A 24,076-nucleotide genomic window follows, 5' to 3' on the forward strand; every position below is an offset into this window, starting at 1 on the left:
GGGGTGAACCACGACCGAGCTGTCAGCCTTTGTCCCGCATGAGTCGCGCTTTTTCGCGCTGCCAGTCGCGATTCTTTTCTACCTCGCGTTTGTCGTATTGCTTCTTGCCTTTTGCCAGGCCAATCGTCGCCTTGATACGACCTCGCTGGTAGTGCAGATCAAGGGGAACGAGAGCATAACCGGCGCGCTCGACTTTGCCGATGAGCTTGCTGATTTCGGCATGCTTCAACAGCAGCTTGCGGGTACGGGTCGGATCGGTCGCGACGTGGGTCGAGGCGGCGGTGAGCGGTGTGATGTGCATACCGATGATGAAGACTTCGGCGTTGCGGATGATGACGTACGCCTCCTTCAGGTTGGCACGGCCACCCCGGATGGCCTTGACCTCCCAGCCTTCGAGGACGAGTCCTGCCTCGAACTTGTCCTCGATGAAATATTCGTGAAATGCCTTGCGGTTGTCGATGATGCTCATCTGCTGTTCTTGTATTCGGCTGTGGACCGCGTCGTTTGCGCTAGAATCGCGCATTCTAGCAGCCGCATGAAGACTTCAGTTTCATGGCTTCAGTCAAGAAGATCGTTCTCATCGAGTTCACGCCCGCGCAGATGTTCGATCTGGTCGACGCGTGCGAGGAGTATCCACAGTTCCTGCCATGGTGTGGAGGAACGGAACTGCTTCTGCGCGATGAGCGAACGACGGTAGCGACGCTGCATATCAATTATCACGGTATTCGCAGCCAGTTCACCACGGAGAACCTGAAGGAACGGCCGGATCGCATGGAGATTCGACTCAGGGAGGGGCCCTTCAAGCATCTGGATGGCACCTGGCGCTTCGGCGCGCTTGGCGACAGTGCATGCAAAGTGGAGTTCGAGCTCCACTATGAGTTTTCAAGCAAGCTGCTCGAGAAGGTCCTCGGACCGGTCTTCAACCACATTGCCAATACCTTTGTCGATTCATTCGTGAAGCGCGCAGGGCGGATCTACCGGAGTTGACGGCATGCCGGAAACCATCAACATCGAAGTCGTATACGCGCTGCCGGAGAGGCAGGAGTTGATCCGTCTACGCCTACATGAAGGGGCGACAGTGCAGCAGGCGATCGAATCGTCCGGGCTGCTTCAGAAATACCCCGATCTTGATCCCGGCAAGGGGAATAAGGTGGGTGTTTTTGCGAAACTCACCAAACTCGATGCCGAGCTGCGTGATCGGGATCGGGTGGAAATCTATCGGCCCTTGATCGCTGACCCGAAAGAAGTTCGGCGCAAGCGGGCTGAAGAAGGCAAGGTGATGAAAAAGGGTGACGGGGATGAATGATCGCCCCCGATCGAATCGCTACTTGCAGGTCCTTTCAAAGTCAGCCTTGTTGCTGTCGAGTTCCGTCCTGCGCTGTTCGTCGTTGAGATACTCCGGCACGCCTTCGGCGTTCAAACGCCTCATGCGTTGACCGCTCTCGATTGCCTTGATCTGTCGGGATAGCTGCTCGCAATAGCGGGCCTTTGTCTCGGCACGCTCCTTCTCCTGTTCTACCTTTTCCCGTTCGTCTGCCTGTTCAGCACGTCTTTTCCGAAAATCGAGTTCTTGTTCGGCAACACTTCTTGGTGCGGCGGAAGGCTGTGACGCCGCCGGCGGCGTTACCGTCGCGCCATGGATGGATTTCACTTCGGCGCCTGCCGGCGGCATATCCGAATAGTGTGTCCGACCATTCGAATCCTTCCAGCTGTAGATTTCCCCGGCTGAGCTGACACCGGATGCGGCGAGACACGAAAGCGCAAGTACCGACGAAACCACTTTGAAATGCGTGCGGTTGATGGTCATCGTGCTGATCTTTTCCGAGATGCGGGGCGGTCTGTATAATACGGTTTTGGCTGCAAGGAAAAAAGCCATGCGTGTTCGCCAGAAGGCGCTGACGTTCGATGACGTCCTTCTCATCCCCGCCCGTTCCGATGTCCTTCCGCGCGATGTAAGTCTCGCTACGCAACTGACACGTAACATTCGTCTCAATCTCCCGTTGGTATCCGCCGCCATGGATACGGTGACCGAGGCTCGGCTCGCCATTACGCTGGCTCAGGAAGGCGGTATCGGAATCGTTCACAAGAATTTCACGCCGGAGGAGCAGGCGGCCGAGGTTTCCAAGGTGAAGCGGTTCGAGTCCGGTGTGCTGAAGGATCCGATCACGATTCCCCCGACGATGTCGGTGCGCGACGTGATGGCGCTGACACGGCAGCACAAGTTTTCTGGTCTGCCAGTAATCGATGGTGGCAAGGTCGTCGGCATCGTCACCAACCGTGATCTGCGCTTCGAGACCAATCTCGATCAACCCGTGTCGGCGATCATGACACCGCAATCGAGGCTGATCACCGTACGTGAGGGCGCCAGTCTCGAAGAGGCACGAGCGCTGATGCACAAGCACCGCCTCGAACGCGTATTGGTGCTCAACGAATCGGGGGAAATGCGCGGCCTCATCACGGTCAAGGACATGCTCAAATCCCATGAGCATCCTTGTGCCGCGAAGGATGCTCATGGCAGCCTCTATGTCGGTGCGGCAATCGGTGTCGGCCCGGGTACCGAAGAGCGGGCCGAGCTTCTTGTCGAGGCGGGCGTAGACGTGATCGTTGTGGACACTGCGCACGGTCATTCGAAGGGCGTGCTCGAGCGGGTCAAATGGGTCAAGAGCCGGTTCCCGCATATCGAAGTCATCGGTGGAAACATTGCAACCGCTGACGCGGCGCGGGCGCTTGTCGACATGGGCGCGGACGCGGTCAAGGTAGGTATCGGCCCGGGGTCGATCTGCACTACCCGAATCATTGCAGGGGTGGGCGTTCCGCAGATTTCCGCGATCGACAACGTCGCCACGGCCCTGGTGGGTACCGGAGTGCCGATGATTGCCGATGGGGGGATTCGATTCTCGGGCGACATTTCGAAGGCCATTGCAGCAGGCGCAAATGCAGTGATGCTCGGCGGCCTTTTTGCCGGCACGGAAGAAGCGCCGGGTGAGACCGTGCTCTATCAGGGCCGCTCGTACAAGTCATACAGGGGCATGGGTTCGCTCGGAGCGATGCAGAAAGGCGCCGCAGATCGATACTTCCAGGAAGCCGACGCCAACGTCGACAAACTTGTTCCAGAAGGTATCGAAGGGCGTGTCCCCTACAAGGGAACGGTTACCGCGGTCATCCACCAGTTGATGGGTGGACTGCGCGCGTCGATGGGATACGTGGGCTGCGCGAGCATTGATGAAATGCGGAACGCGGCCGAATTTGTGGAGATTACCTCTGCAGGTATTCGAGAGTCCCACGTGCATGACGTGCAGATCACAAAAGAAGCGCCCAATTATCACGTGGATTGAGCGTCGTTGCGGCTTCCGAGGCGGCCTTGGCCGCCTCTATTCATTTCAGAGACTGTAATGTCCCACCAGAAAATCCTCATTCTCGATTTCGGTTCCCAGGTCACGCAACTGATCGCCCGGCGAGTCCGCGAGAGCCACGTTTACTGCGAGATTCATCCGAACGATGTCTCCGAAGCGTTCATTCGCGAATTCGACCCCCAAGGCATCATCCTTTCCGGCAGCCACGCGTCGACCTACGAGGATCACCAACTACGCGCACCGCAGGCAGTATGGGATCTCGGGGTTCCGGTACTTGGCATCTGTTTTGGCATGTTCACCATGGCGGTGCAGCAGGGTGGCAAGGTCGAGCCCAGCGAGCATCGGGAATTCGGCTATGCCGAGGTACGGGCACATGGCCATACGGCGCTGCTCGATGGCATCGAGGATTTTCGGACCGCGGATGGGCACGGCATGCTCAAGGTGTGGATGAGCCATGGTGACAAGGTCACAGAGCTTCCGCCCGGCTTCAAGCTGATGGCCTCGACGCCAAGCTGCCCGATTGCCGGCATGGCCAATGAGGAAAAGCGCTATTACGCCGTCCAGTTTCACCCCGAAGTGACGCACACGCTGCAGGGCAGGGCGATGCTCGAGCGATTCGTCCGCGACATCTGCGCATGCTCCGGCGACTGGGTGATGGGCAATTACATCGAGGAAGCGGTCGCACGCATTCGCGAGCAGGTCGGTGACGAGGAGGTCATCCTGGGCCTCTCCGGGGGAGTCGATTCTTCCGTTGCCGCGGCACTCATCCATCGCGCCATCGGCGATCAACTGACCTGCGTATTTGTTGACCACGGTTTGCTGCGGCTCAACGAGGGACAACTGGTGATGGACATGTTCGCGGGCCGCCTGCACGCGAAGGTAGTCCATGTCGATGCGACGGCCCAGTTCATGGGTCATCTCGCCGGCGTGACCGACCCAGAACAAAAGCGCAAGATCATCGGCCGTGAGTTCGTCGAAGTGTTTCAGACCGAAGCCAGAAAGCTCGCCAATGCAAAGTGGCTGGCTCAGGGAACGATTTACCCGGATGTGGTCGAGTCAGGTGGCACCAAGACCAAGAAGGCCACGACCATCAAGAGCCACCACAACGTGGGTGGCCTGCCCGAAACGCTCGGCCTCAAGCTGCTCGAGCCATTGCGCGAGCTTTTCAAGGACGAGGTTCGCGAGCTTGGCGTCGCGCTTGGTCTGCCGCACGACATGGTTTATCGCCACCCATTCCCGGGACCCGGTCTCGGCGTGCGTATCCTCGGCGAGGTGCGCAAGGATTATGCCGATCTGCTGCGTCGCGCGGATGCAATTTTCATCGAGGAACTGCGAACCACCACCGAGCCGCATACCGGCAAAACCTGGTACGAACTCACCAGCCAGGCCTTTGCGGTCTTTCTGCCGGTCAAGAGTGTCGGCGTCATGGGCGACGGCCGCACCTATGAATATGTCGTGGCGCTGCGGGCGGTGGAAACCCAGGATTTCATGACTGCCCATTGGGCCGAACTGCCGCATGCGCTGCTCGGCAAGGTCTCGAACCGCATCATTAACGAGGTTCGCGGGATCAATCGGGTCGTGTATGACATTTCGGGAAAACCGCCAGCCACGATCGAGTGGGAATAAATTATCTTCATGTCAGGTCGTCCCATGTCGTCCGGTTTTCGGGAGAAAAGCAAGCCCTGACAATTGGTTAGCGTCTCATCTGGTCTCAACTCGCCTCACTAAAGCGTGCCCAAATTGGCGGTGTTGGTGACGGTATCGAAGAGCCGGCCTTGAACGACCAAAGTTGATACCGTCAAATGCCCTGACGGTATCAGTTGACGGTATCGGTTCGGGGGATGAGATGCTCACTGACTTGAAGTTGAAGGCGCTGAAGCCCACGGGAAAGATCTACAAGGTTGCTGATCGGCAGGGGCTCTACGTCGCTGTCACGCGGACGGGAGTGGTCAGTTTCCGGTTTGATTACCGGGTGAATTGTCGCCGTGAAACCCTGGTGATAGGCCAGTACGATCCGAATCTCGGGGCCAAGAAGCCGCGTGATCTGGTGGAACTGGACTACGGGATGTCCTTGAGCCTGGCGGAGGCGCGACTACTGCTGGCGCGGGCGCACCGATCTGTGGAGCAAGGCGAGAGCCCTTCGCGTAGCAAGGTTGAAAAACGAGTCGAGGCTGCAGACGCGTTAACGTTTGGCAAGTGGGCGGAAAAGTACTTCGCTGAAGCTGACTTGGCCGAGTCCACCCGGTCTATGCGAAAGTCGGTCTATGACCGCAACTTGGCGGAGGAATTTGGCCGGCTGAAGTTGGAAGAAATCACGCCGGTGCGCCTTATGGCGAGGTGCGAGAAGATCAAGGAACGGGGGGCCGCAGCACCAGCGGTTCAAGCGCGCGAAATCGTGCAGCAGGTTTTTCGATTCATCCAGGCGCGCGGACTGAAGATCGACAATCCCGCTGAGGCGATCCGACCCAGCGCCATCGCCACGTTCAAAGCTCGAGACAGGGCCCTGTCACCCGCCGAGATTCATACCTTTTTCAACGCGCTCGACCAGACCGCGACCACGTCGACACTGCGTTTGGCGGTCAAATTCATGCTGCTCACTCTGGTGCGCAAATCGGAATTCATCGAGGCGACATGGGGCGAGGTGAACTTCGAGACGGCGATATGGACGATCCCGAAGGAGCGCATGAAGGCGGGGCGCCCTCACAATGTGTACCTTAGCCAGCAGGCATTGGACATCCTGGTCGCTTTCAAAACCTGTTTCAGCGCCAGTTCGTACCTGCATCCTGGACGTTACGAGACGGAGTTGCCGATCAGCGCGGCGACGTTGAACCGGGTGATTGATGCCACCGTGACCTTGATCCGTGGCCGCGGTGAAGACTTCGAGCCCTTCACCGTGCATGACCTGCGCCGCACGGCCAGTACATTGCTCCACGAAGCCGGCTTCAACAGCGACTGGATCGAGAAGTGCCTTGCTCATGAGCAGCGCGGTGTGCGTGCGATCTACAACAAGGCCGAGTACGCCGAACAGCGAAGAGCGATGCTTCAAACCTGGGCCGATATGCTTGATGGTTGGATCAAGAATGGCGCCAATGTGGTGCCTATTCGACGAGGCGTCAGCATCGCTTGACGATGCTTGTGCCAAGCGGTCTCCGCCTTGATGCCACGTCCTCTGTGGCGATGAATGCGCTGGTTCGCTGCTTGGTGCGCAGCCGCCGTGGCAAGGCGCGTCGGATCGGGCCCGTGGCGGGCAGGGAGGAGACTAGTCGCAGTTGTCCGAAATAGATCTACAAATTTCGGACATTGCTTCTTGCTTGTTGTCCGAAAAAGCTGTACAAATATCGGACAAGGTGCCCTATGTCCGATCTCAAATCCGCCATCTCCTCGCAGATCAACGCCGCCGGTGCCGGCCATGTCTGGGTGCCGACCGACTTCGCACACCTCGGCAACCGTGATGCGATCGACAAGACGCTCCAGCGCATGGTGCTGGCGGGCGACCTGCGTCGTATCGACCGTGGGTTGTACGACAAACCCACTATCAACCGTCTGACCCAGCGTCCCACCACCCCGGACTATCGCGCAATCGTAGAGGCCATTGCTCGGCGCGACCAACTGCGTTTGTTGGTGGATGGCATGACCGCAGCCAATGATCTCGGCTTGACGGACGCCGTCCCGGCCCGCGTCACCATCCACACCGATGCACGCCGCCGGGCAATCAAACTCGACAAGCTGACGATCGACTTCAAGCAGACCGCGCCTAGTCGTCTCTACTGGGCCGGTCGTCCCGCCATGCGGGTCGTCCAAGCGCTGCACTGGCTGAAAGACACGTTGGTCTCCGACCGCGACCGCATCCTGAACCGCCTGAGCCAACTACTGGCCGATCCGACTCATGGCGTGGCACTTCGCCAGGATCTGCTTGACGGGTTCAATACCTTGCCAGCGTGGATGCAAAGTCTAATCCGTGACCTACCCGGATGCGACCCGCAGGCCACCGTGGCCAAGACTCCGCAACCGCGAAGCAGCGTGAAGCGATCGGCGAGTCCCGATCCCGTCAGAAGCGCAGGGAGGGCCGGGTGACTCCATCTTTCCGTGAGGTGATCACCGCCGCCGACGCGGACCGGCTCGATCTATTTCTGGGTGCTGCTGCCCGTCTCGGTACGGCGGTCCAGAACGTCGAAAAGGACTTCTGGGTCTGCTGGACTCTGGACGTGTTGTTCAACGGACTGGCGGCAAACGGGCCTCGGCTTCTGTTCAAAGGGGGCACTTCCCTATCCAAGGCGTTCGGCCTCATCTCCCGCTTTTCCGAGGACATCGATATCACGGTCTTCCGTGACGACTTGGGGCAAGCGGCGGACGTGGCGGAACTAGAAGCCTTGAGCGGAAAGAAACGTCGTGCGCGTCTCGAATCCATCCGCTCAGCTTGCCAGGCGTACATCGCCGGACCTTTGACGGACCAATTTGCTCAGGTCGCCGCGGCCGTCATCCCGCAGGGGCGTTTCCGGTTGGAACTCGACCCAGACGACCAGGACGGCCAGAGCCTGCTGTTCTGGTATCCCGCCGTCACGCCCACGGCCGACAGCTACATCCGCTCAGCCGTCAAGATCGAATCCGGCGCGAAGTCGGCGCTGGACCCGCACATCGCAGCTTCGGTCGTACCGTACGTCGCACAAGATCTGCCCGGATTGGATCTGGCGGTGGGTAACGTCACCACCGTGAAGCCAGAGCGCACTTTCTGGGACAAGGTCATCATCCTGCACGGCCTCCGACAGTGGCACGACCGCCGCGGCGAACTGCGGCACGGCGGACAACGCGTCTCGCGCCACTACTACGATGTGCACCGCCTGATGCAGGCGTCGGCATCGTCCGAGTGGCGGGCCGATCATGCGCTCGCCGTCGATTGTGCCCAGCACGCGAGGCTGTTCTTCGGCAGTGCCGACCTGGGGCTGGATGCCGCCCAACCCGGTACATTCACGCTCATGCCCACTCCGGCAATGTGTGAGGCGCTCGCCAAAGACTACACAGCAATGGCCGGCATGGTCTTCGGCGAAGTCCCACAGCTTGACGCTGTACTCGCCAGCGTCGAGCGCTTCGAACAGATCGTCAATGGGACAGCGGTCGCCGCACCGCTCGTGCCGAAGGAATGAGCTTCGTGAACGACTACTTCAGCGACCGGGAAAATGGGCCGCGGGCGCGAACCGAGCAGGTGATTTCACCCCCCGTCTGGGCGGGCTTGGTGGCGACGGTGCAGGCTCTGATCAATAGTGGAGCCTTCGGCCTGCGTTTCCCCGATCGCTGTCGGGATGGACAGGCCGTATGTGGATGTGATGCGGACGCCCTGGCCGCAGCCGTGATTGCGGAGATGCCGGGACTGGCGTGGCCGCTCGAAACCACGAGGATGGTGGAAGACGGCTTCCTGTCGCAGCATGAGCCCTTCGCGCCGGATACGTTGCTGATCCTGGACTTCATCGAGTTCGTTTTCGCTTCGGTGGCGAAGCCGATTCCCGGGAAGCACCACGATTTCTTCAGCCACCATCATCTGACATTCGATCAGCAGTCCGGGCAGGAAGAGTTCCGGGCGACCGTCAATCGCATCTTTTCACGCAACGGCTTGGCCTTCGAGATGCTGTCGACCGGCCGTATTGTGCGAGTGCTTCCGCTGGTGCTTGGGGAAGACTTGAAGCGAACGCTGTTTCGGACAGGGGATCGGACGCTCGATAATATGCTGGAAGAGTGTCGGGCAAAGTTCTCAGAGCGCAACCCGCTGCTGCGCCGCGAGGCCTTGGAGCGCCTGTGGGACGCCTGGGAGCGGCTCAAATCCCTCGCCGACCCCGGCGACAAGAAGAGATCGATCAAAGTCATCCTTGATGCCGCTGCCGCGGAGCCGTCACTTCGGGCGCGCCTGGAGGAAGAAGCGAAAGAACTGACAGGCATCGGAAACAGCCATCTCATCCGGCACTCAGAGGTCACACAGGTGCCCGTCATCGACGTGGATCAGGTCGACTACCTGTTCCACCGCCTTTTCGCGATGATCCAGTTGCTGCTGAGAAAGAAGGGAACAGCGTGAGGGGCGTGGTGGATAGCGAGCCTTGATGGTGGAAATGCAAAAGAGATAGGCGCTCATAGGTTTGAAACTAGCCCTATCAGATGTAGCCTGAATCCAGGAGGGCGAAATGAGAAAACTCATCTTCATAGGATTCACCGTGCTGGGGGCGCTAATCGGCTTGATCTCCGCTGCGAAGAGCGGTTGGGAAACCCGCCTTGTGATGATGGGAGTCGGTGCGCTCTTCGGAGCGCCCATTGGCGGGGTTCTGGCCAGCATTGGTATGAAAAGGCGGCAGCATCTGGAATGGGAGGAGAATCCCCTCCCTGGGATGGGCACGACGCCGAAGGATTTGGCCGCGAACTACTGGCGCGACAAGGGCCACCCACCGTTCATGAAGCCGTCCGAAGCTGAACCCGACAAGCACATGTTCGATCCTGACAGACTCGGCTGACTACTTACGCAGCAAGTCCTTTACCGCATCCTTTGCATCGTCGAGTGTTGCCGCGGCATCCTTACCTACCTGTTTGCCTGACTGCACGAGCAGCGATTTCTTCGATGCAAGCGTTCCGTCATCCGACTTGATGATCTCTGTCTTGGAGTCAAAGTTTGCGCGGTTCGATTCTGCGTCCGAGCGTATCTGATCGCCCTGGGTACGAACCTCCTCTCGAATGGGCGACAGGGATGCAGCAGTTTCCCGCGCTGGTGTACCGTTCCCAAGCCGCGAGGTCTGCTCGCGGCCGGATTGGTACTGGCCTGCGATGTCGGGCGTCAGCACTTTGTCATCTCTCAGCTGCATATGCTGGTCTCGAATGTCTCCAAAGGAGGCTGGCAGTGCGGTCCCGTCGGAGAACACTCGATTTGGGCGAAGAGATCGCCGCGCCAGTTCCGATTCCATCAAGGCGTGCGCTGCAGCGCTATCGCCGCCGTATTGCTCCGCGTAGCGCATAAACATCTCCAGGTTGTGTGGGTCCTGCGCGATGTCAATGGAAATGGTCTCTCCCTTCTCATGGGCAGCAGATACACGTTCCGCGAAGGCTGTGCGCTCTGCGAGACTTGCCTCGGCGCGTTCCAATCGTGCATGGGTGGAGGCAAGCCGGGCAGTCATGTCGCGCGCTTCGCGGGAATCGTTGGCGATCAGGTTCGTGAAGCTCGTATCGCGCGACACCCTGTCACCGAACTGCTTGAACTCGGCCAACTGTTCGCTGCTCATGCTGCCCAGGACCTTTTGTTCCTGGGCCGATAAGCCAGACAGGTAACTCTTGTCTGCGCGAGCGTCCAGGCGGCCACCGACGACGCCAGCATTTACTCCCAAGTGACCGGCCGCTCCGAACGCGATACTGGCGACTTGAGACTGCGACAGTCCGGTGCTTTCGGCCACACTCTTTGATATCTGATCCAGCCTGTTCAGCGTCTCGCCCATCTGCTCGAAGCTGCTGGAGGTGGATCCACTGCTACTGTGCGATGAGCGCAGTTTGGTCAGCCCGCGGGAGAATGCTTCCGCCAGTACGGCCGAGCGCTCGGTGCTGGCTGCGATGGCTTCATTTCGTGCCGCGTCAGCCTGCCGACTCGCCTGTACCACGTCCTGCTCGGACACGCGCATAGACACCATCCGGGAAGCGAAGCCCTGGTTGCGCAGCAGGCTGACGGCCGTCCGTCCGGTCAGCACATTCGACGAGAAGGTGTTCCCGCTCAGGTCGTTTTGCCAGCTGTGCATGAAGGCCGAGGTGCGGTTGGGCGCCAGGTGCATCTGGTCCATCCCCACGTTCCCCATGGAAATGTTGCCGACGGTCGAGGCCGAGGTGCCACCCGAGATCATCGCCTGCAGGCCCGACAGGCCGCCGACCAGCGCCGTCCCAAAATTCTCCATGCGCTTCAAGGCCGCCCAGGCAATGAAGGGGATACTCATCGCCAAGTAGCCGACGACGGCTTCGCCCGAGATCGCACGCGAATAGATCGTCGAGGCGGTCTGTAGGGCCAGCGCCTTGGTGCCGGTACCGAGGTCCGCCGCGGCCGCCAGATCGTAGGCCGCGTAGATCGAGGCCATGTAGTTGAGGATGGCGTAGAGCGGGGGCCAGAGTTGGATCCAGATCAGCACCGCCGCGTAGCCCTTGAAGGCGATCATGGTCTCGCGGCCGCTGGTAAGCAGGAGGAGCAGGACGAAGAGCGGAAACATCGCGTAGGTCACCGCCTCGACCACGTTGCGGAACACCGGCAGGGCCTGCTCGGCCACCTTCCCGAAGTTGAGCCAGGTCGCGTTCTGCTGGGCCACGGCTTGGGCGCGGCCGACCGCCAGCACCATGGCCGCCGGATCGTTGACCTTCTGGCCGACGATCTTGCTGGTGTCGTCGATTGCATTGAGCATGGCGTTCTGTCGGATAAGATCGGCGGCGGTGGCCGCGGCGGTGGCGATGCTGTTCTTGAGATAGGCCTGCTGGATCTGCCCGGCGATGGCCGCTGCAGCCGCGGCGCCCGGCAAGGTCGGATTGAGTTGGAAGGCGAGTCGCCCCTCGATACGAGTGATCTGGGCCGGCAGTCGCCCGTTGAGGCTCTGATAGACATTGGGGCAGGTGTCGACGCCGACACTGCCACCCGCGCTGGTGAGAGTGCTGAAGCGCGCAGGGTTGGGCGAAGCCATCAACGGCCAGACATCGTCCGACGTGGAGAATGCGGCCGGATCGAGAGTGCCGTCGATGAGGTCGTAGGTCGTGCAGTTGTGGATGAAGTTGATGAGGTCGGTGCGGAACGCCGGGTCCTGGAACACCACGTTGCCGGTCTCGCGGATCAGGCGGTTGCCGAACATCAGTCCGTTCTGCTGGTAGGCGAGTTCGGCCGGAAGCGCCCCGATGCCGGGGATGACCTGGAAGGCCGTCTCGAACAACCCGGTCAGGGTGTGGCCGATGGTGCTGGTGAGACTGCCCAGCAAGGCCACGCCGAAGGGCACGTTGTCGACCACCTTGACCGCTGAGCCGCCCGTCTTGTCCACGATGCCGACGGTCACCTTGGGCACGATCAGCACCGAGAAGACCAGCACCACGGTGGCCAGCCACTTCCAGCCCTGCAATTTCTCAGGGGCGAAGGCGTAGGCGATGAGCGCCGCGACGAAGCCGCAGAAGGCCACGGCCGCCACCGCCGCCGCGTAGTCGCCCGACGCATGGATGGCCGCCGCTGCGTTGAAGACGCCGAACAGGCTGTCGGCGTTCTGGTAGGCATAGATCTCCCACATGGTCGTCCGTCTCCTCGCGCGATCCCGTGGGCGTTACTGCGCCAGATAGGCGGCCTGCTGGCCGAGCATGTCCATCACGTGCTGCGGCATGCTGGAACGCAGCTGGCGTTCGAGCTGTTCCAGGTGGCTAGCCACCGCCCGGAAGGAGCCCACCTTCTGGTACAGCAGGTTCTTCTCCTGCGAGATTTGCAGGAGCATCGCCTGGGCGCGCTGGCGGACCTGAGTGGCCTGCTCGCGTTGCGTCTGCTGCAGCGTGTAGTTCTTGTCCAGGGCGGCCATGCCCAGACGCAGGTTGCGTTCGAGGAAGACGTAGGCGTAGTCGGCGGCGATGACGTCGCGGTACTGGGCGATCAGGCTGTCGGACAGCCCCGACCCCGGGATGCTGGTGCCGATGGACAGCATCTTGTAGACCGGTTCGGTGGTCTGGTTCACGAAGCCGACCTCGGCCGAGTTGTTGGGGATGGCGGTGCGCGAGGCGATCTTCTCCGCGATGGAGCGCATCATCGTCTCGACCTTGGCGGTGAAGGGCGTGTGGGTATAGGTGGTGTTCAGGCTGACCACGTCGCAGTTGGTGTAGTCGTTGCACTTCAGCATGTGCTGGATGACATCCGTGCCGCTCGCTGCGCTCTGGCCGTAGAGCAACTGGCTGATCGAAGTGAGCGTGGGCGCGATCGGCTCGGGGTCACGGGCCGATTCCTCGGGGTAGTAGATGATCGTGCCGACCATACTCATGATCAGCTCGCGCTCCTGGTCGTCGAGATAGGAGCCGGTGTACTGCAACGCTTTCCAGGTGAGGTTGCCGACGAAAGGGGCCTTGTTCTTCACGTTCGGATCGCTGGAGGCCCGCGCAGAGGACAGGATGCTGGGCCGGTCGGTGGCGCAGCGCCGGCGCGCCGCATCGCGGTCGCTCTCCAGACCCATCTCGATGGCGAGGTCGGCGCAGGTTTCCTGCGAGCTGTAGCCGAGCGACTCGGCGGCGGTGCTGACGATGGCCTTGGCGGTCTCGCACGAGTTGATGCGGGCATTGTTGATCCAGGTCTCCAGGCCCTTGGCCCATTTGGTGAGACCGCCCAGCAGCGGCGAGACGGCTTCGAGCGCCAACTGGAAGGCGATGCCGGGCAGGGCGGCGGTGATGTTCCTCAGCATGTTCTTGAATTCCTCGGCCGAGATGTGGCTGAAGCTGCCGCCGAAGACGTCGATGCCGCCGCAACCCGCCTTGGCGCTGGGGAACTGGATGGCGGCGAGTTGATAGACCTTGTTGGGCGAGCGCATCATCAGGTTGCCGCCGGCATAGGTGTTGAAGGTCTGGCCGCGGAAGGCGCCGGGCGCGGTGTAATTGCCGATGGCGCCGAGGTTGTTGAACATGTCGTTAACCTCCGCGTTGAGGTCGCCGGCGTGCAGGGGAGCGGACGTGGCGACCAGCACCGCGGCCAGCGCGAACGCGCTCGTCCAGCGGGTAATGGAAGGGAGCGTCGGGCGTGGCAGGGTGGACATGTTGTGGACTCCTAACGAAGGTCGATCTGCCGCGTCGCGCTGGGCAGCATTGCCTCGCCCTGCGGAGTCGAGACGATGGCGAGACGCTCCAGCAACTGGGATTCGGAGAGCACGCCGAAGCCGATGGGTGTGATCCTTCCGGTGAAGGGTTGGGCCAGGAAGATGGCGGGCACCTGGGTGACCTTCAGGGTGGTGGCGATGCCGTTGTCCGGGCGCGCCTCGGGGAAGCCCGGCATCGGACCGCCGTCCATGCTGACGGCGACGACCTGGACGCCGTGGCGCGCCTGAAAGGCGGCCAGGCTCGGCGCGAAGGCATGGCAGTACGGGCAGTCCGAGCGATAGAAGAAGAGCAGCACATGGTCCTTGCCCAGATCGGCGATCGCGCGGGAACGCCCGGCCTGCTGGGTCTGCTCGAACACCTCCAGCGCCTTGGCGTTGACCGGTCGACCCTGAAGGGTCGGATCGAGCTCGGGCGTCGCCCAGGCCACCCGCTGGGCGACGTCGGCGAAATAGGAGGCACGGGCGACGACCTGGGACTCGAGTTCCATGTAGCGCCGCACGTTCGCCTCGGTCGGTCGCATGATGGCGATGTTGCGCGTGTCCTCCAGGGTTTTCTGCAGACGTTCGAACTCGACCAGTTCCGGTGCTCTCGAGGCCGGAGCCAAGGGCACAGCCTGCTCCGGCAACGTCGGGGGTTCATGTTCCGCGGCCGGTGGATCCTCATAGAAATGCCAGCCGCGCCAACTGTCAGACCAGTAGCGCGCAGCGGCATCCTGGGCCGACGCCACGCCAGCGCCCAGCAGCAAGGCCAGCGCCAGCGGCAAGCGGACGGACGAGGGAAACGCGGAACGTTTCATGCCGGACCGCTACTTCAGGGATTGCGGCGGCCGGCCGTCGAGGCAGTAATCGATGCCGAAGTCCATCGTCTGCCGGCGCGGGGTCGTGGCGCCGGGCAGCAGAACACCCTCCTGCCAGAACGTGACCTTCAAGCGGCCGCAGCCCGGTTGCGCGTAGCGCTTCTCGGTCGTCACGTCGATGTAGATTGGCGAGGTGGCGCCGAAGCGCCGCGTGATCGCGTCGGCCATCTCCCCGGTGAGGATCCCGTGGGCCTGCCCGTCGGTCGCCTGGAGGGCGGCCAGCATCACCGGGCGCGCATCGGGCACCGGCGCGCGGGATACGTCGTCGGCGCGGACGGGCGACGCGAGCACGGCCAGCGCTGCGGCATAGACAAGCTTCATTGGCATTTCCCCTGTCCGTAGTAGCAGGTGGTGAGGCGCGCGGCATTGCTGCCCTGGATCGTTCCGACATTGGGGAGCGTCGGGACGATGGAGGCATAGAATTCCGTGAGGTCCATCGCCGCGAAATCGAGGCGCTGGAGCTGCGCGATGGTGAAGCCCGAGCAGTCGGGGTTCTTGCCGGAGCCCCAGCCCTTGCCCACCTGCACGCGGCCCTGTTCGTTGACGATGCGCGCGAGCTTGCTGTTGAAGCAGCACTTGCCGGTGATGTGCTCGATGCAGGCGACGCATTTGCCGAAAACGCGGATGCAGGAGGAACACCACGTGCCGACCTTGTGGCATAGCCCGGCCCCTTCCTTCATCGCGAGCTTGCCTTCCTCCTCATTGCAGGACGACATGGACATGACGATGTAGATGACCACGGCGATGGCGAGCGACCACGGATCGAAGGCGATCACCAAGCTATCGCCCGCATAAAGGACCGCCGAGCCGGCGGGCAGGGCGGCGCCATTGACGGCCACGGTCACGCCGTAGGTAGTGAAGGTGCCGCTGAAGCCGCCGCCGAGCAGCAGGGCCTGCATGCCCTGGTACAGGAACTCGCGGTTGTCGGCGTTCATCAGCACGTCGTAAACCAGGCGCGAGCCGGTGCCGAACAGGCTCTGATTGGTCATGCCGGCGCCGGCCGAGTCGGAATAGCAGCAGTTCTTGAACAACCGGTCGCGGCAGCGGTTGCTCTCGCCCTTGAAGACCTGCATGTTGTCGGTGTCGAGGTACACGCCCGCTTCGCGTGCGGCCTCCATCAGCGACATCGACCGGGCGAAGTCGGCGTCGTTGGTGTAGCTGGTGTTGAAGCAGTTTCCGGCGAGGCAGAAGACGTTCGCCGGACAGTTCGTTGCAGTGACGGTAGTACCCGGCGGCACCGGGCAGGTGTAGGTGTTCTCAGTGATCTCGCAGATGCCGGTGGCCACGTTCATCTGCCGGCATACGGTGCCTGCTGGAGCACAACCAGCCGCAATAAGCCGTGCGCACTCATCAGTCGCGGCGGCTTGCGCGCAGGCGAGCGTCGTCTCGTACTGCCAGCAGTCACGCGATACGGACGCGCCGTTCACCTCCTTGGTGGCCGGGCCGTCGACGCAGCGCGCGGTTCCCGCCACCGTGCAGCGGCCACCGGCGTCCAGGCCGGGGCACTGGTCGTCCCATCGATCGGTTTCGCTCACCGTTGTGTGGGGCCGTTCGTAATTCAGGACCATCTGCGGAATCGACCCATAGGCCGGATTGACCCGCCAGCCGACCACGGGACGTTGCGCGTCCTTGGTCCAGAAGTAGCCGGGCACGGTGCCCGTCACGTCATAGCCGATGAGTCCGGACGCCGTCGCGGACGGCGCATAGCAGGCGGACGCCTCGAAGGCGGAAATGTCGCCGCCCCAGCCCCAGCCCCACCAGGGCAGGATGTTGTCGCCACTCTGGGTCCCGGACGGACAGGCACCATAGACTTCGAGGAAGGGGCGCTCCAGCGCGCAGTCCCCGAGGCCCGAGTCGCCACCTCCGTCGGTGCAGACGCGCCGGTATTCCTGGGCAACCATGGCGGTCAGCCGACAACTGTCGCCGACGCACAGGTTGTCGGCGACCCAAAGTCCGTTCTGGCCGCTGCCCCACCACCATGAGCCGCTGCGGGGGAGCGTCGCGACCATGCGGGGAAAGGTCAGCGGCGTGGTCATATCAAGGTCGAAGTACGTCAAGGGCGTACCCCGGTCGGTAACCCGGAAATGCTGTTGGCTCGCAGGCCTGTCCGGTATGCACTGCACATCCAGTCCGGTGCGGCCCGAAGCGGCGTTGGCGAACCAGTTGCCCGGTGTGCAACTGCTGGTGCGCGACACCGATACGCTCAAGGAGCGCGTGCAGGAGTACGGGGAGGTGCCGCTGTACTGGCGGCAGACGCGGTCTTCGGTGGCGGGCGTGGCGACGCTATCGACCTCGCAGCCGCTGTAATAGGTGGCGATGTCTTCCAGGGTCGTCGCGGGGTTGGCGGCGATGGCTCGGGCGGCGCTCACTGCCGGGTCGTAGGGCGAGATGGCCTCGCGCGGCGTGTTGGCCGACGTCATCGCCCCGCGCTGAGCCTCGCAGACGGGATCGCCGGTAGCGGTGGCGCAGGCGGTCAGGCGGGCATTGGCCGACCCCGCCAAGCTGGGCTGGCCGTAATACGCGGTTTCCGGCGGCGTGGTGGTATAGCCCGGTACGGTGCTCGAGGCGCTCGGCGCATTGACCGTCCCCCGGATCACCGGGTTGGCCGCCTGGCCGGCTGCGGTGCCTTCCTCGAACGGGTCGGCCACGGCAGCGGTCTGCGTTGTGACGAAGCAGAAGAGCGTGATCCAGATGACCCAGCGACGCATCGTGGCCTCCTATCCCCGAATCCGCTTCAGGAAGATGTCGGCTGCCGGGCCGAACCCGGGTGCCGACCGCTGCATGTATTCCAGCGCGTAGTCCAAGCTCACGTCGCCGGAGGTCCGCAGGAAGATCTCGGACGGCGCGCAGCTGCCACCGGCGCAGGGGACCGGTCGGGCGCCATCGCGCACCAGCACGAAGGTCGGGACCCGGGTGACGGCATAGCGGTCGAAGGCCTGCGGATCGATTTGCACCGCCACTTGCCGGTCGCCGATGAGGCGCTGCACCTGGACGACGGTGGTGCGCAGCGACCCGTCGGTGAAGCCCCGGAGGACGATGGAAGCCTGGGCGCGTGCGGCCTGCTCGATGAGGCGCTGCAGCGTAGGCTGCGGCATGGAGAGGCTGACGAACACCAGGAGTCCCGGCCCGGACGCCAGTCCCTCTGCTCGACTCATCGCCTGCGCTTGCGATGCATAGCCCCGCGCGAGGGCTTCGAGGTCGATCGGGGCACGGGCCGCTGGCGTCGGCAGTGCGTCGATGTGGGGTGGGGCCGGCACCGGCGCGGCTTGCAGTTCGGCGTCGCTCAGCATGCGATGTCGCTGCCGCACCTGCTCGATATCCTGATCGGAGATCGTCGGCTGTTCGCGGCGGACCCGTTCGATGTCCGCGTCGGTGACGAGCGGCGGGTTCTGCGCCAGGGTCTGGGCGCTCGCCGCCAGCACAACGGCGAAGGCGAGGGCTGGAAGGACGGGATTAGAAGCCGACACAGCAGTTCCTTTTGCGAAACAACATGAAGGCGAAGTCCTCGCCGCGCACGGGGTATTCCTTGCCGGCACCCCAGAGCACTGTGGTGCGGCCGAAGGGCTGGCAGCAACGGCCGGCCTCCTTCGCGGTGTTGGGGATCGGGTAGGTGAGCTGGGTCTTGTAGGCGGTCTTGTCCATGACCGGCTCGAAGTACGGTCCGCATAGGCCGGGCGTTCCGTGCCAGCCCCAGGCGATCAGTTCGCGGTGCATCTTTGCGGTCAGGCGCTGGGCCATCAGCGCGGCGGTGCGCACGCCGCCCAGGTGGTAGGGCACGTGGCCGTCGAGCGGATAAATGCCACCCTGGCAGCCGGCGCACCAGAAGAGATCCTTGAGGCCGAAGCCCACCGAGGCGGCGACGCAGTCGGTCGCGCAAGCGGCGATGGCGACCGGATTGGCGAAGAGCACGGCGTCGGGGTTGAGGATCAGGGTGAGCTCGTCGTCATTCCAGAGCGGGTCGACCTCGGTGAGGTAGGCGAGGTCGAAAGAGCCCTCCTCCAGGCAGGGGAAATCCGTGACCACTTCTAGCCAGTACATCACCGGGTTCACGTAGAAGTGCGCCTGGTAGAAGCTGCCGCCGTCGCCATCGCCTTCCGGGCGGGTGAAGCGCGCGGCCTCCGGCGCCGGAATGCCCGGGTCGAGATCGACGCCGCCCAAGGAAACGAGGCAGAAGGGCTTGCGCACCGCTTCGACGTGCCGTGCGGGCTCCCAGAAGCCGATGGAGAGCCCGATGGTCGGATTGACGCCGCAACTGCAGACGGGGCTGGACGGGTTGTCGGTGTCTTCCTGGTCGCCGAAGTTGGCGACGCGTGCGGCACCGATGCTGATGGGCAGGATGCAGGACCAGCAGATGTCGGTGATCGGGTTGGGGAACTTGCCCGTGCAGGTGGCCGCGCCGGCGGCCCGGGCCGGCAGGGTGGCGAGTCCCACGAACAGCGCGAGCACGAGGGAGATGGCGGGACGACACGACCGGGTCATCGCGCGAGCTCCAGTTCGTCGACCCGCAGCCGCAGCCCCTCCTGCGAGACCAGGGCCGGTACCTGGGCGATGCCCAGGCGGCGCGTGAGCAGGCCGTGCTGGTCGTAGTAGATGGGGGTTCGCCAGGACTTCATCAGCTCCAGGTACGAACCACCCACCAGGATCGGCTTGACGCGTCCCTGGTACGACGCCATCAGCTGCCGCGCCCGGGCGACCTGGAGCGGGTCGCGGGCGTCGAAGAACAGCAGGTGCCGGGACAGCGACACCACCTCGAGCGGGTTCTTGCGCGTACCGGCGGCAAATAGCAGCTCGCCCTGGGTGCCGAGGAGGTTGCGATCGAGGGTGAAGCTCGGATCGACGTAGTAGGTTCGCGCGGTTTCGGTGGGGTGCAGGCCCGCCACCGGTGGTGGGTGTTTCACATACTCGATGCCGCGGCCCCGGGCTTGCTCTTCCAGGCGCTTGAGTTCGCCGCTGCGTTCCATGTCCCGCAAGCGCCGGTCGATCATCTGCAGCAGGTGGGGTTCGCTGATCTCGTAGGTTGGGCCGATGACGCCCAACTCCACGGCGAACGCGGTGGGCGCAAGGAGGCTCAGACCCGCCGCGACGACGAGCATCTTGAGTACGGTCATGGCGTGCTCCCGCCCGGGCAGCGCACCTGCTGGGCCCATTGTTCTTCTCCCGCCGCATCCCGCAGGTGGCTGGCGCGGATCAGCCCCAGTAGCACTGGATCGCCGCCGCCCTGGGAAAGGGCGCGGCGCAATTCGCTGGTGCGCATCGAGCGGCCGCAACGCTGCGGAAATGCCGCCAGGTAAGCCCGGGCCCCGGCTTCGGCGGCGGGCGCGATCCGCTGCAGCAAGCCCAAGTAGTCGTCGAGCGGCATCTCTTCGTCGTAGGCATTCGAACTCGGCAGCGGGCCGCGCGCCGGACTGGTTTGTCCCCAGACCGGCAGAGCGGCAGAGGTGGCGGCCAGGACCACGGCGGCGAGCCCGGGGGCGAGTCGCGACATCGGTGCGGTGCGATGCTTCATGCCCGCCTCCGTCAGAACAGCGGCACCGCTCGGCCGATAACTTGATCGGCGCGAACCAGCCCGCTCGCGGCATAGCGCGAATCGAAGGAGTCGGAGCTGGTGCCCTGCGCGTAGAAGTAGCCGGGCGGGATGACCGTAGGCGCGATCGGTGCCAGCGGGCGCCGGTCGTGGGCGTGGGTCTTGGCGACCCCGACCGGCACTCCGTTGATGGCGACGACGCGCCCCTGCACCGTGACCGCATCGCCGGGCAGTCCGCGGACGATCTTGAAGAAAGGCTGGCCGCGCAGGCCGGGGTAGTCGGCCTGCGCGCGGCCGTTGAAGGCGAACACCACATAGTCGCCGCGACGCAGTTCTCCGGCATCCTTCACCAGCAGCGCGACCCGGTAGGGCAAGCTGGGCGTCCAGTTGAACAGCACGGGCAGCCGCGGCGTCGCATCGACGAAGAGCCGCACATAGGCGAGGCCCCAGATCGCTAAAATTGGCAGGTAGAGGTACCAGCGCCGGCGCATGTGGCGCAGGAAGTCGGTGAAATCGTCGAGGGCACGCCGCCCGAAGGAGCGGGCCGGGACTTCAGATGCCACCGGGGGGATCGGTTCCTTCATGGGGCTTCCACCTTTCTGCGCAGTTGTGGCGTCAGGTCGACGGTGTTGGGCGTCGATCCGGCCACGGCGGTCTTGAGGAGTACCAGGCAGCCGCATTCCCGCGGCAGCTCATCGAGGGCGGCCGGCAGGCGCTGGGCGAAGGTCTTCGCCATGGAGAGCGCCTTCTGCCGGTCTTCTTCCGAGGAGGGCTGACTAAGCGTCTTGGTCAGGATCTGGGTGAACTCGGCTTCCTTAGCGCGGTACACCTCGGCCACATCGACCACCCCGACGACCAGGGCCGGCCGCAGCACCCAGCGGTCGTAGGCCGCGAGCGATGCGGCCACCACGACCAGCGTCACCAAGCCGTGGGCAAGCCAGTGGAGAACGGTCGCTTTCATACCGCGTGCCCCCGGCGCCGCAACAGTTCGGTGATCGCCTCATCGATCGAGAAGCCCCGGGCGCGCAATTCGTCGATGGGGGCGTTGTCCTCGAGCTTGTTGGAGAACAGCAGATGGGTGGCCGGATCGAGGATGGCGCGGGCCACACCTTCGCCCACCGGCGAGGAGATGTAGAGTTCGGAGAACACGCCGGCCTCGGTGCGCAACGAGTTCAAGAGGCGCTTCTTCGGCTCGTCCATGGTGAGCCGGCCCTTGCGGTCGAGCATCTCAATCGACTCGGGCTTCTGGCGCAGCAGGAAGACCCAGTCCGAGCAGTTGAAGGCGGCCTCCATCTGGGCCGAGCCATAGAAGTCGTCGGCGCTTTGCGTCGCCGTGCCCAAGGCACCGCCGTACTTGCGGGCACGCCGGGCCGCCTCCTCGATCACGGCTGCCTTGACAGGATCGTCGGCGCCGATATCGCCCAACTGCTGCTTCAGCTCGTCGACGAACAGCACCTTGCGCCGGTTGCGGGTGAGGTACATCTCGCCGGTGATCCGGTGCAGCAGCAGGATGTTGACCACCGCATGGAGGTCGGGCCGGCGCTTCAGCTCCTCGTTCTCGATGACGATGAAGTCATTGGAGAAATCGACGTTGTTGCGGCCCTCGAAGAAGCGCTCGTACTGCCCGCCGCGTGCATAGGGGTTGAGCATGATGGCGAGGTCCTTGATGCGCTGATCATTGACCACGCCGAGTTCCTCGATGGTCCCGCCCTTGAAGGCGTCGCGCAGCCCCGTGATGCGCAGCCCGTTCCCGTATTCGCGCCAGAGCTTCAAGACCATCGCCGAGATCGCCTTGTACTGGACCTCTTCGAGCGCGTGCTGCATCGAGCACATCTTCGCGATGCCCGGCACCAGCATGTCGATGTCTTCATTGATGTCGACGATGTGGGTGAACGGGTCGAGGCAGATGTCGACGTCCGGGCGGAACTCGATGTAGGTGCCCTGGGCCTTGCGGCACAGCTTCTCGAAGGAACGCCCGAGGTCGAGCATCCAGACCTTGGCGCCGATGGCACGGTAGGACCAGGCCATCTCGTTCATCAGCACCGACTTGCCCGAGCCGGGAGCGCCGATGATGGCGAAGTTGTAGTTGCCCAGGTCGTTATCGAAGATATCCAGAGTCATCAACTGGCCGCGCCGGCCGCCGAAAACCAGGGCCGGGGTGCGCGTGCCGCGCCACTCGGCGATCAGCGGCGCCATATGGATGGCGTTGGCCATCGTCTTGCGCGTGACCCGGCGCATCTTCACCAGGTCCCTGTGAAACTTCTCGGTCAGCGTCATGGGAAGGCTGGCCAGCAACGCCTGGCGGTGCATGTAGGCGTCGGCGTTGAGCTGAAAACCGCGGCCGCGCCAGATGGCGTTGGCGGCTTCGTGGGCGGCGACCGCTTTGTCTGGGGCGGTGAAGAGCGCCAGCTGGTGGTAGAGGCTCACCAGGCTGCCGCCGGTGTCGATGGCATCCGCCGCGGCCGTCCAGTCGTCCAGCTTCTTTTTCACGTCGGGCATGACGTCGGCCATCTTCGACTTGGCGTTCTGCGTCGCCCGCACATGGTTGGCGGTCACCACCGACTTGGTGACGTTGGGGTCGAGCACATGCACGCCCAGCGTCAGCAGGAAGGGGGCGCTGTACTGCAGCGCCGGCTGCATCAGGTCGCCGATGAGGGAACCCATCTGCCAGAGCGCGAAGCGTTCCGGGAAGCTCTTGATCGAGTAGAAGCGCGCCTCCAGCACGTCGGAGATCGCTTCCTTCCACAAGGTGAGGCCGCCCGGGTGCGGGTCCTGGATGGTGTCGAAGTCCACGATCTGGTCGCGCAGCTCGCGCCCGTCGTCGTAGTGAAGGTCCGGAGCGTCGGTCTGCGAAATGCGATCCGGGTTGGTGAAGAGGGCGCACCAGTTGATCAGGTCGGCGGCGTCGCAGACACGGTTCGGGAGGGAGGCCGAGCGCAGCGTCGAGGCCATCGAGTCGCGCAGCGCCATCAATTCGTCGCGCCGGTTGAGATCTTCGGCATCGCCCGGGAAGGCGACGGAGAGCATCAGGCGGAAGTCCCGGATCGTGTAGTGGAAGCCCGCCGTGAGCGACTTCTGCGCGCCTTGCAGCAGATGGCCGACGCGCTGGCGGGCGAGCTTCCTGAACAGGTTGCCGTTGCGGGCCGGGCGGCCCCAAGCTTTGGCCTGTTCGGCCTGGGTCGCGTCCTCGACCCGCAAATTGGCGTAGCGCCGCAAGGGCTCGCGCACCTGGGGCGAGGCGAAAAGGTGGAACTGGATGCCAGTGCCGGTCGGGCAGTTGGCGTAGAGCGAGACCAGGACTTCCGCCATGCGCTCGTCCGCGCCGGACTGGGGCATGAGTTCCAGCAGGAAGCCCATGCTGTCGCGATTGACGAAGATCTTCTCGGCGGCGAGGTAGGCGGAGTAGGGCAGCCAGTTGGCGAACTGCTCGGCCGGCGTCTCCACCGGCCGGCTGAAGGCGAAGCGCGGTGCCTCGGAGCGGCCGCGGGGTGTAGTAGTGTCGAGATGCGGGGTGCTCATGGCGTC

Annotated in this window: 23 protein-coding genes; 9 read left to right on the forward strand and 14 right to left on the reverse strand. The window is 63.4% G+C overall.

Annotation, left to right across the window (positions count from 1 at the left end; translation table 11 throughout):
- Window positions 1-22: 22 nt before the first annotated feature.
- The gene (gene smpB, locus GQB03_RS13630; protein WP_159690295.1) at window positions 23-523 is read right to left on the reverse strand and encodes an SsrA-binding protein SmpB; all 501 of its coding nucleotides are present in this window, start codon (window positions 521-523) and stop codon (window positions 23-25) included.
- Window positions 524-552: 29 nt separating this feature from the next.
- Here smpB and GQB03_RS13635 point away from each other — a divergent pair, with 29 nt between their 5' ends.
- Together GQB03_RS13635 and GQB03_RS13640 are read left to right on the forward strand one after the other, a co-directional pair.
- A complete protein-coding gene (locus GQB03_RS13635) occupies window positions 553-987 on the forward strand; it encodes a type II toxin-antitoxin system RatA family toxin (RefSeq protein ID WP_159690300.1) in 435 nt (144 codons plus the stop codon).
- Window positions 988-991: 4 nt separating this feature from the next.
- Window positions 992-1,306, forward strand: coding sequence for an RnfH family protein (locus tag GQB03_RS13640; protein WP_159690303.1), 315 nt, complete (start codon window positions 992-994; stop codon window positions 1,304-1,306).
- An 18-nt stretch (window positions 1,307-1,324) separates the two neighbouring features.
- Here GQB03_RS13640 and GQB03_RS13645 read toward each other — a convergent pair whose 3' ends face one another.
- Window positions 1,325-1,876: a DUF4124 domain-containing protein gene (locus GQB03_RS13645; RefSeq protein WP_159690305.1), complete on the reverse strand. Its 552-nt coding sequence runs from the start codon at window positions 1,874-1,876 to the stop codon at window positions 1,325-1,327.
- On the opposite strand from GQB03_RS13645, the gene guaB reads away from it, so the two are divergent.
- From guaB to GQB03_RS13680, 7 genes are all read left to right on the forward strand, one after another.
- Window positions 1,875-3,335 (forward strand): IMP dehydrogenase, encoded by a 1,461-nt coding sequence (guaB, locus tag GQB03_RS13650; protein ID WP_159690311.1) that lies wholly within the window; start codon window positions 1,875-1,877, stop codon window positions 3,333-3,335. The genes GQB03_RS13645 and guaB overlap by 2 nt on opposite strands.
- A gap of 57 nt (window positions 3,336-3,392) precedes the next feature.
- Window positions 3,393-4,979, forward strand: coding sequence for a glutamine-hydrolyzing GMP synthase (gene guaA, locus GQB03_RS13655; RefSeq protein ID WP_159690316.1), 1,587 nt, complete (start codon window positions 3,393-3,395; stop codon window positions 4,977-4,979).
- A 220-nt stretch (window positions 4,980-5,199) separates the two neighbouring features.
- On the forward strand, window positions 5,200-6,480 hold the full coding sequence (locus GQB03_RS13660; RefSeq protein WP_159690322.1) for a tyrosine-type recombinase/integrase: 1,281 nt from the start codon (window positions 5,200-5,202) through the stop codon (window positions 6,478-6,480).
- Between the two features lie 227 nt (window positions 6,481-6,707).
- Window positions 6,708-7,427 carry a DUF6088 family protein gene (locus GQB03_RS13665; protein ID WP_159690327.1) on the forward strand — a complete coding sequence of 240 codons (720 nt, stop codon included), beginning with the start codon at window positions 6,708-6,710 and terminating at the stop codon, window positions 7,425-7,427.
- On the forward strand, window positions 7,424-8,494 hold the full coding sequence (locus tag GQB03_RS13670) for a nucleotidyl transferase AbiEii/AbiGii toxin family protein (protein ID WP_200832222.1): 1,071 nt from the start codon (window positions 7,424-7,426) through the stop codon (window positions 8,492-8,494). Before GQB03_RS13665 ends, GQB03_RS13670 begins: the two co-directional genes overlap by 4 nt.
- Window positions 8,491-9,414, forward strand: a complete 924-nt coding sequence (locus GQB03_RS13675; protein ID WP_327516817.1) for an AbiJ-NTD4 domain-containing protein — start codon at window positions 8,491-8,493, stop codon at window positions 9,412-9,414. The genes GQB03_RS13670 and GQB03_RS13675 overlap by 4 nt, the downstream gene beginning before the upstream one ends.
- Before the next feature lie 106 nt (window positions 9,415-9,520).
- Entirely contained in the window at window positions 9,521-9,844 is a 324-nt protein-coding gene (locus tag GQB03_RS13680; protein ID WP_159690339.1) for a hypothetical protein, read from the forward strand.
- On the opposite strand, the gene GQB03_RS13685 is transcribed toward GQB03_RS13680, so the two are convergent.
- From GQB03_RS13685 to traC, 12 genes are read right to left on the reverse strand one after another with little or no spacing between them, the layout of a single operon-like run.
- Complete coding sequence (locus tag GQB03_RS13685) at window positions 9,845-12,616, reverse strand: conjugal transfer protein TraG N-terminal domain-containing protein (protein ID WP_159690341.1); 2,772 nt, start codon at window positions 12,614-12,616, stop codon at window positions 9,845-9,847.
- Window positions 12,617-12,649: 33 nt separating this feature from the next.
- On the reverse strand, window positions 12,650-14,110 hold the full coding sequence (locus GQB03_RS13690) for a conjugal transfer protein TraH (protein ID WP_159690345.1): 1,461 nt from the start codon (window positions 14,108-14,110) through the stop codon (window positions 12,650-12,652).
- A gap of 11 nt (window positions 14,111-14,121) precedes the next feature.
- Window positions 14,122-14,967, reverse strand: a complete 846-nt coding sequence (gene traF, locus GQB03_RS13695) for a conjugal transfer protein TraF (RefSeq protein WP_159690350.1) — start codon at window positions 14,965-14,967, stop codon at window positions 14,122-14,124.
- 9 nt (window positions 14,968-14,976) lie between these two features.
- Window positions 14,977-15,348, reverse strand: coding sequence for a hypothetical protein (locus GQB03_RS13700; protein WP_159690354.1), 372 nt, complete (start codon window positions 15,346-15,348; stop codon window positions 14,977-14,979).
- On the reverse strand, window positions 15,345-17,735 hold the full coding sequence (gene traN / locus GQB03_RS13705) for a type-F conjugative transfer system mating-pair stabilization protein TraN (protein WP_159690357.1): 2,391 nt from the start codon (window positions 17,733-17,735) through the stop codon (window positions 15,345-15,347). The genes GQB03_RS13700 and traN overlap by 4 nt, the downstream gene beginning before the upstream one ends.
- A gap of 9 nt (window positions 17,736-17,744) precedes the next feature.
- The gene (gene trbC, locus GQB03_RS13710) at window positions 17,745-18,494 is read right to left on the reverse strand and encodes a type-F conjugative transfer system pilin assembly protein TrbC (protein WP_159690360.1); all 750 of its coding nucleotides are present in this window, start codon (window positions 18,492-18,494) and stop codon (window positions 17,745-17,747) included.
- Window positions 18,481-19,473, reverse strand: a complete 993-nt coding sequence (traU, locus tag GQB03_RS13715; protein WP_235027061.1) for a conjugal transfer pilus assembly protein TraU — start codon at window positions 19,471-19,473, stop codon at window positions 18,481-18,483. Before traU ends, trbC begins: the two co-directional genes overlap by 14 nt.
- A 29-nt stretch (window positions 19,474-19,502) precedes the next feature.
- A complete protein-coding gene (gene traW / locus GQB03_RS13720) occupies window positions 19,503-20,135 on the reverse strand; it encodes a type-F conjugative transfer system protein TraW (protein ID WP_235027062.1) in 633 nt (210 codons plus the stop codon).
- The gene (locus GQB03_RS13725; protein ID WP_159690368.1) at window positions 20,132-20,533 is read right to left on the reverse strand and encodes a hypothetical protein; all 402 of its coding nucleotides are present in this window, start codon (window positions 20,531-20,533) and stop codon (window positions 20,132-20,134) included. The genes traW and GQB03_RS13725 overlap by 4 nt, the downstream gene beginning before the upstream one ends.
- 11 nt (window positions 20,534-20,544) lie before the next feature.
- The gene (gene traF / locus GQB03_RS13730) at window positions 20,545-21,135 is read right to left on the reverse strand and encodes a conjugative transfer signal peptidase TraF (protein ID WP_159690371.1); all 591 of its coding nucleotides are present in this window, start codon (window positions 21,133-21,135) and stop codon (window positions 20,545-20,547) included.
- Window positions 21,132-21,512 (reverse strand): hypothetical protein, encoded by a 381-nt coding sequence (locus tag GQB03_RS13735; protein ID WP_159690374.1) that lies wholly within the window; start codon window positions 21,510-21,512, stop codon window positions 21,132-21,134. The genes traF (GQB03_RS13730) and GQB03_RS13735 overlap by 4 nt, the downstream gene beginning before the upstream one ends.
- Complete coding sequence (gene traC / locus GQB03_RS13740) at window positions 21,509-24,070, reverse strand: type IV secretion system protein TraC (RefSeq protein ID WP_159690377.1); 2,562 nt, start codon at window positions 24,068-24,070, stop codon at window positions 21,509-21,511. The genes GQB03_RS13735 and traC overlap by 4 nt, the downstream gene beginning before the upstream one ends.
- Window positions 24,071-24,076: the final 6 nt, after the last annotated feature.

The organism is Cognatazoarcus halotolerans (assembly GCF_009800965.1).
GTDB lineage: Bacteria > Pseudomonadota > Gammaproteobacteria > Burkholderiales > Rhodocyclaceae > Cognatazoarcus > Cognatazoarcus halotolerans.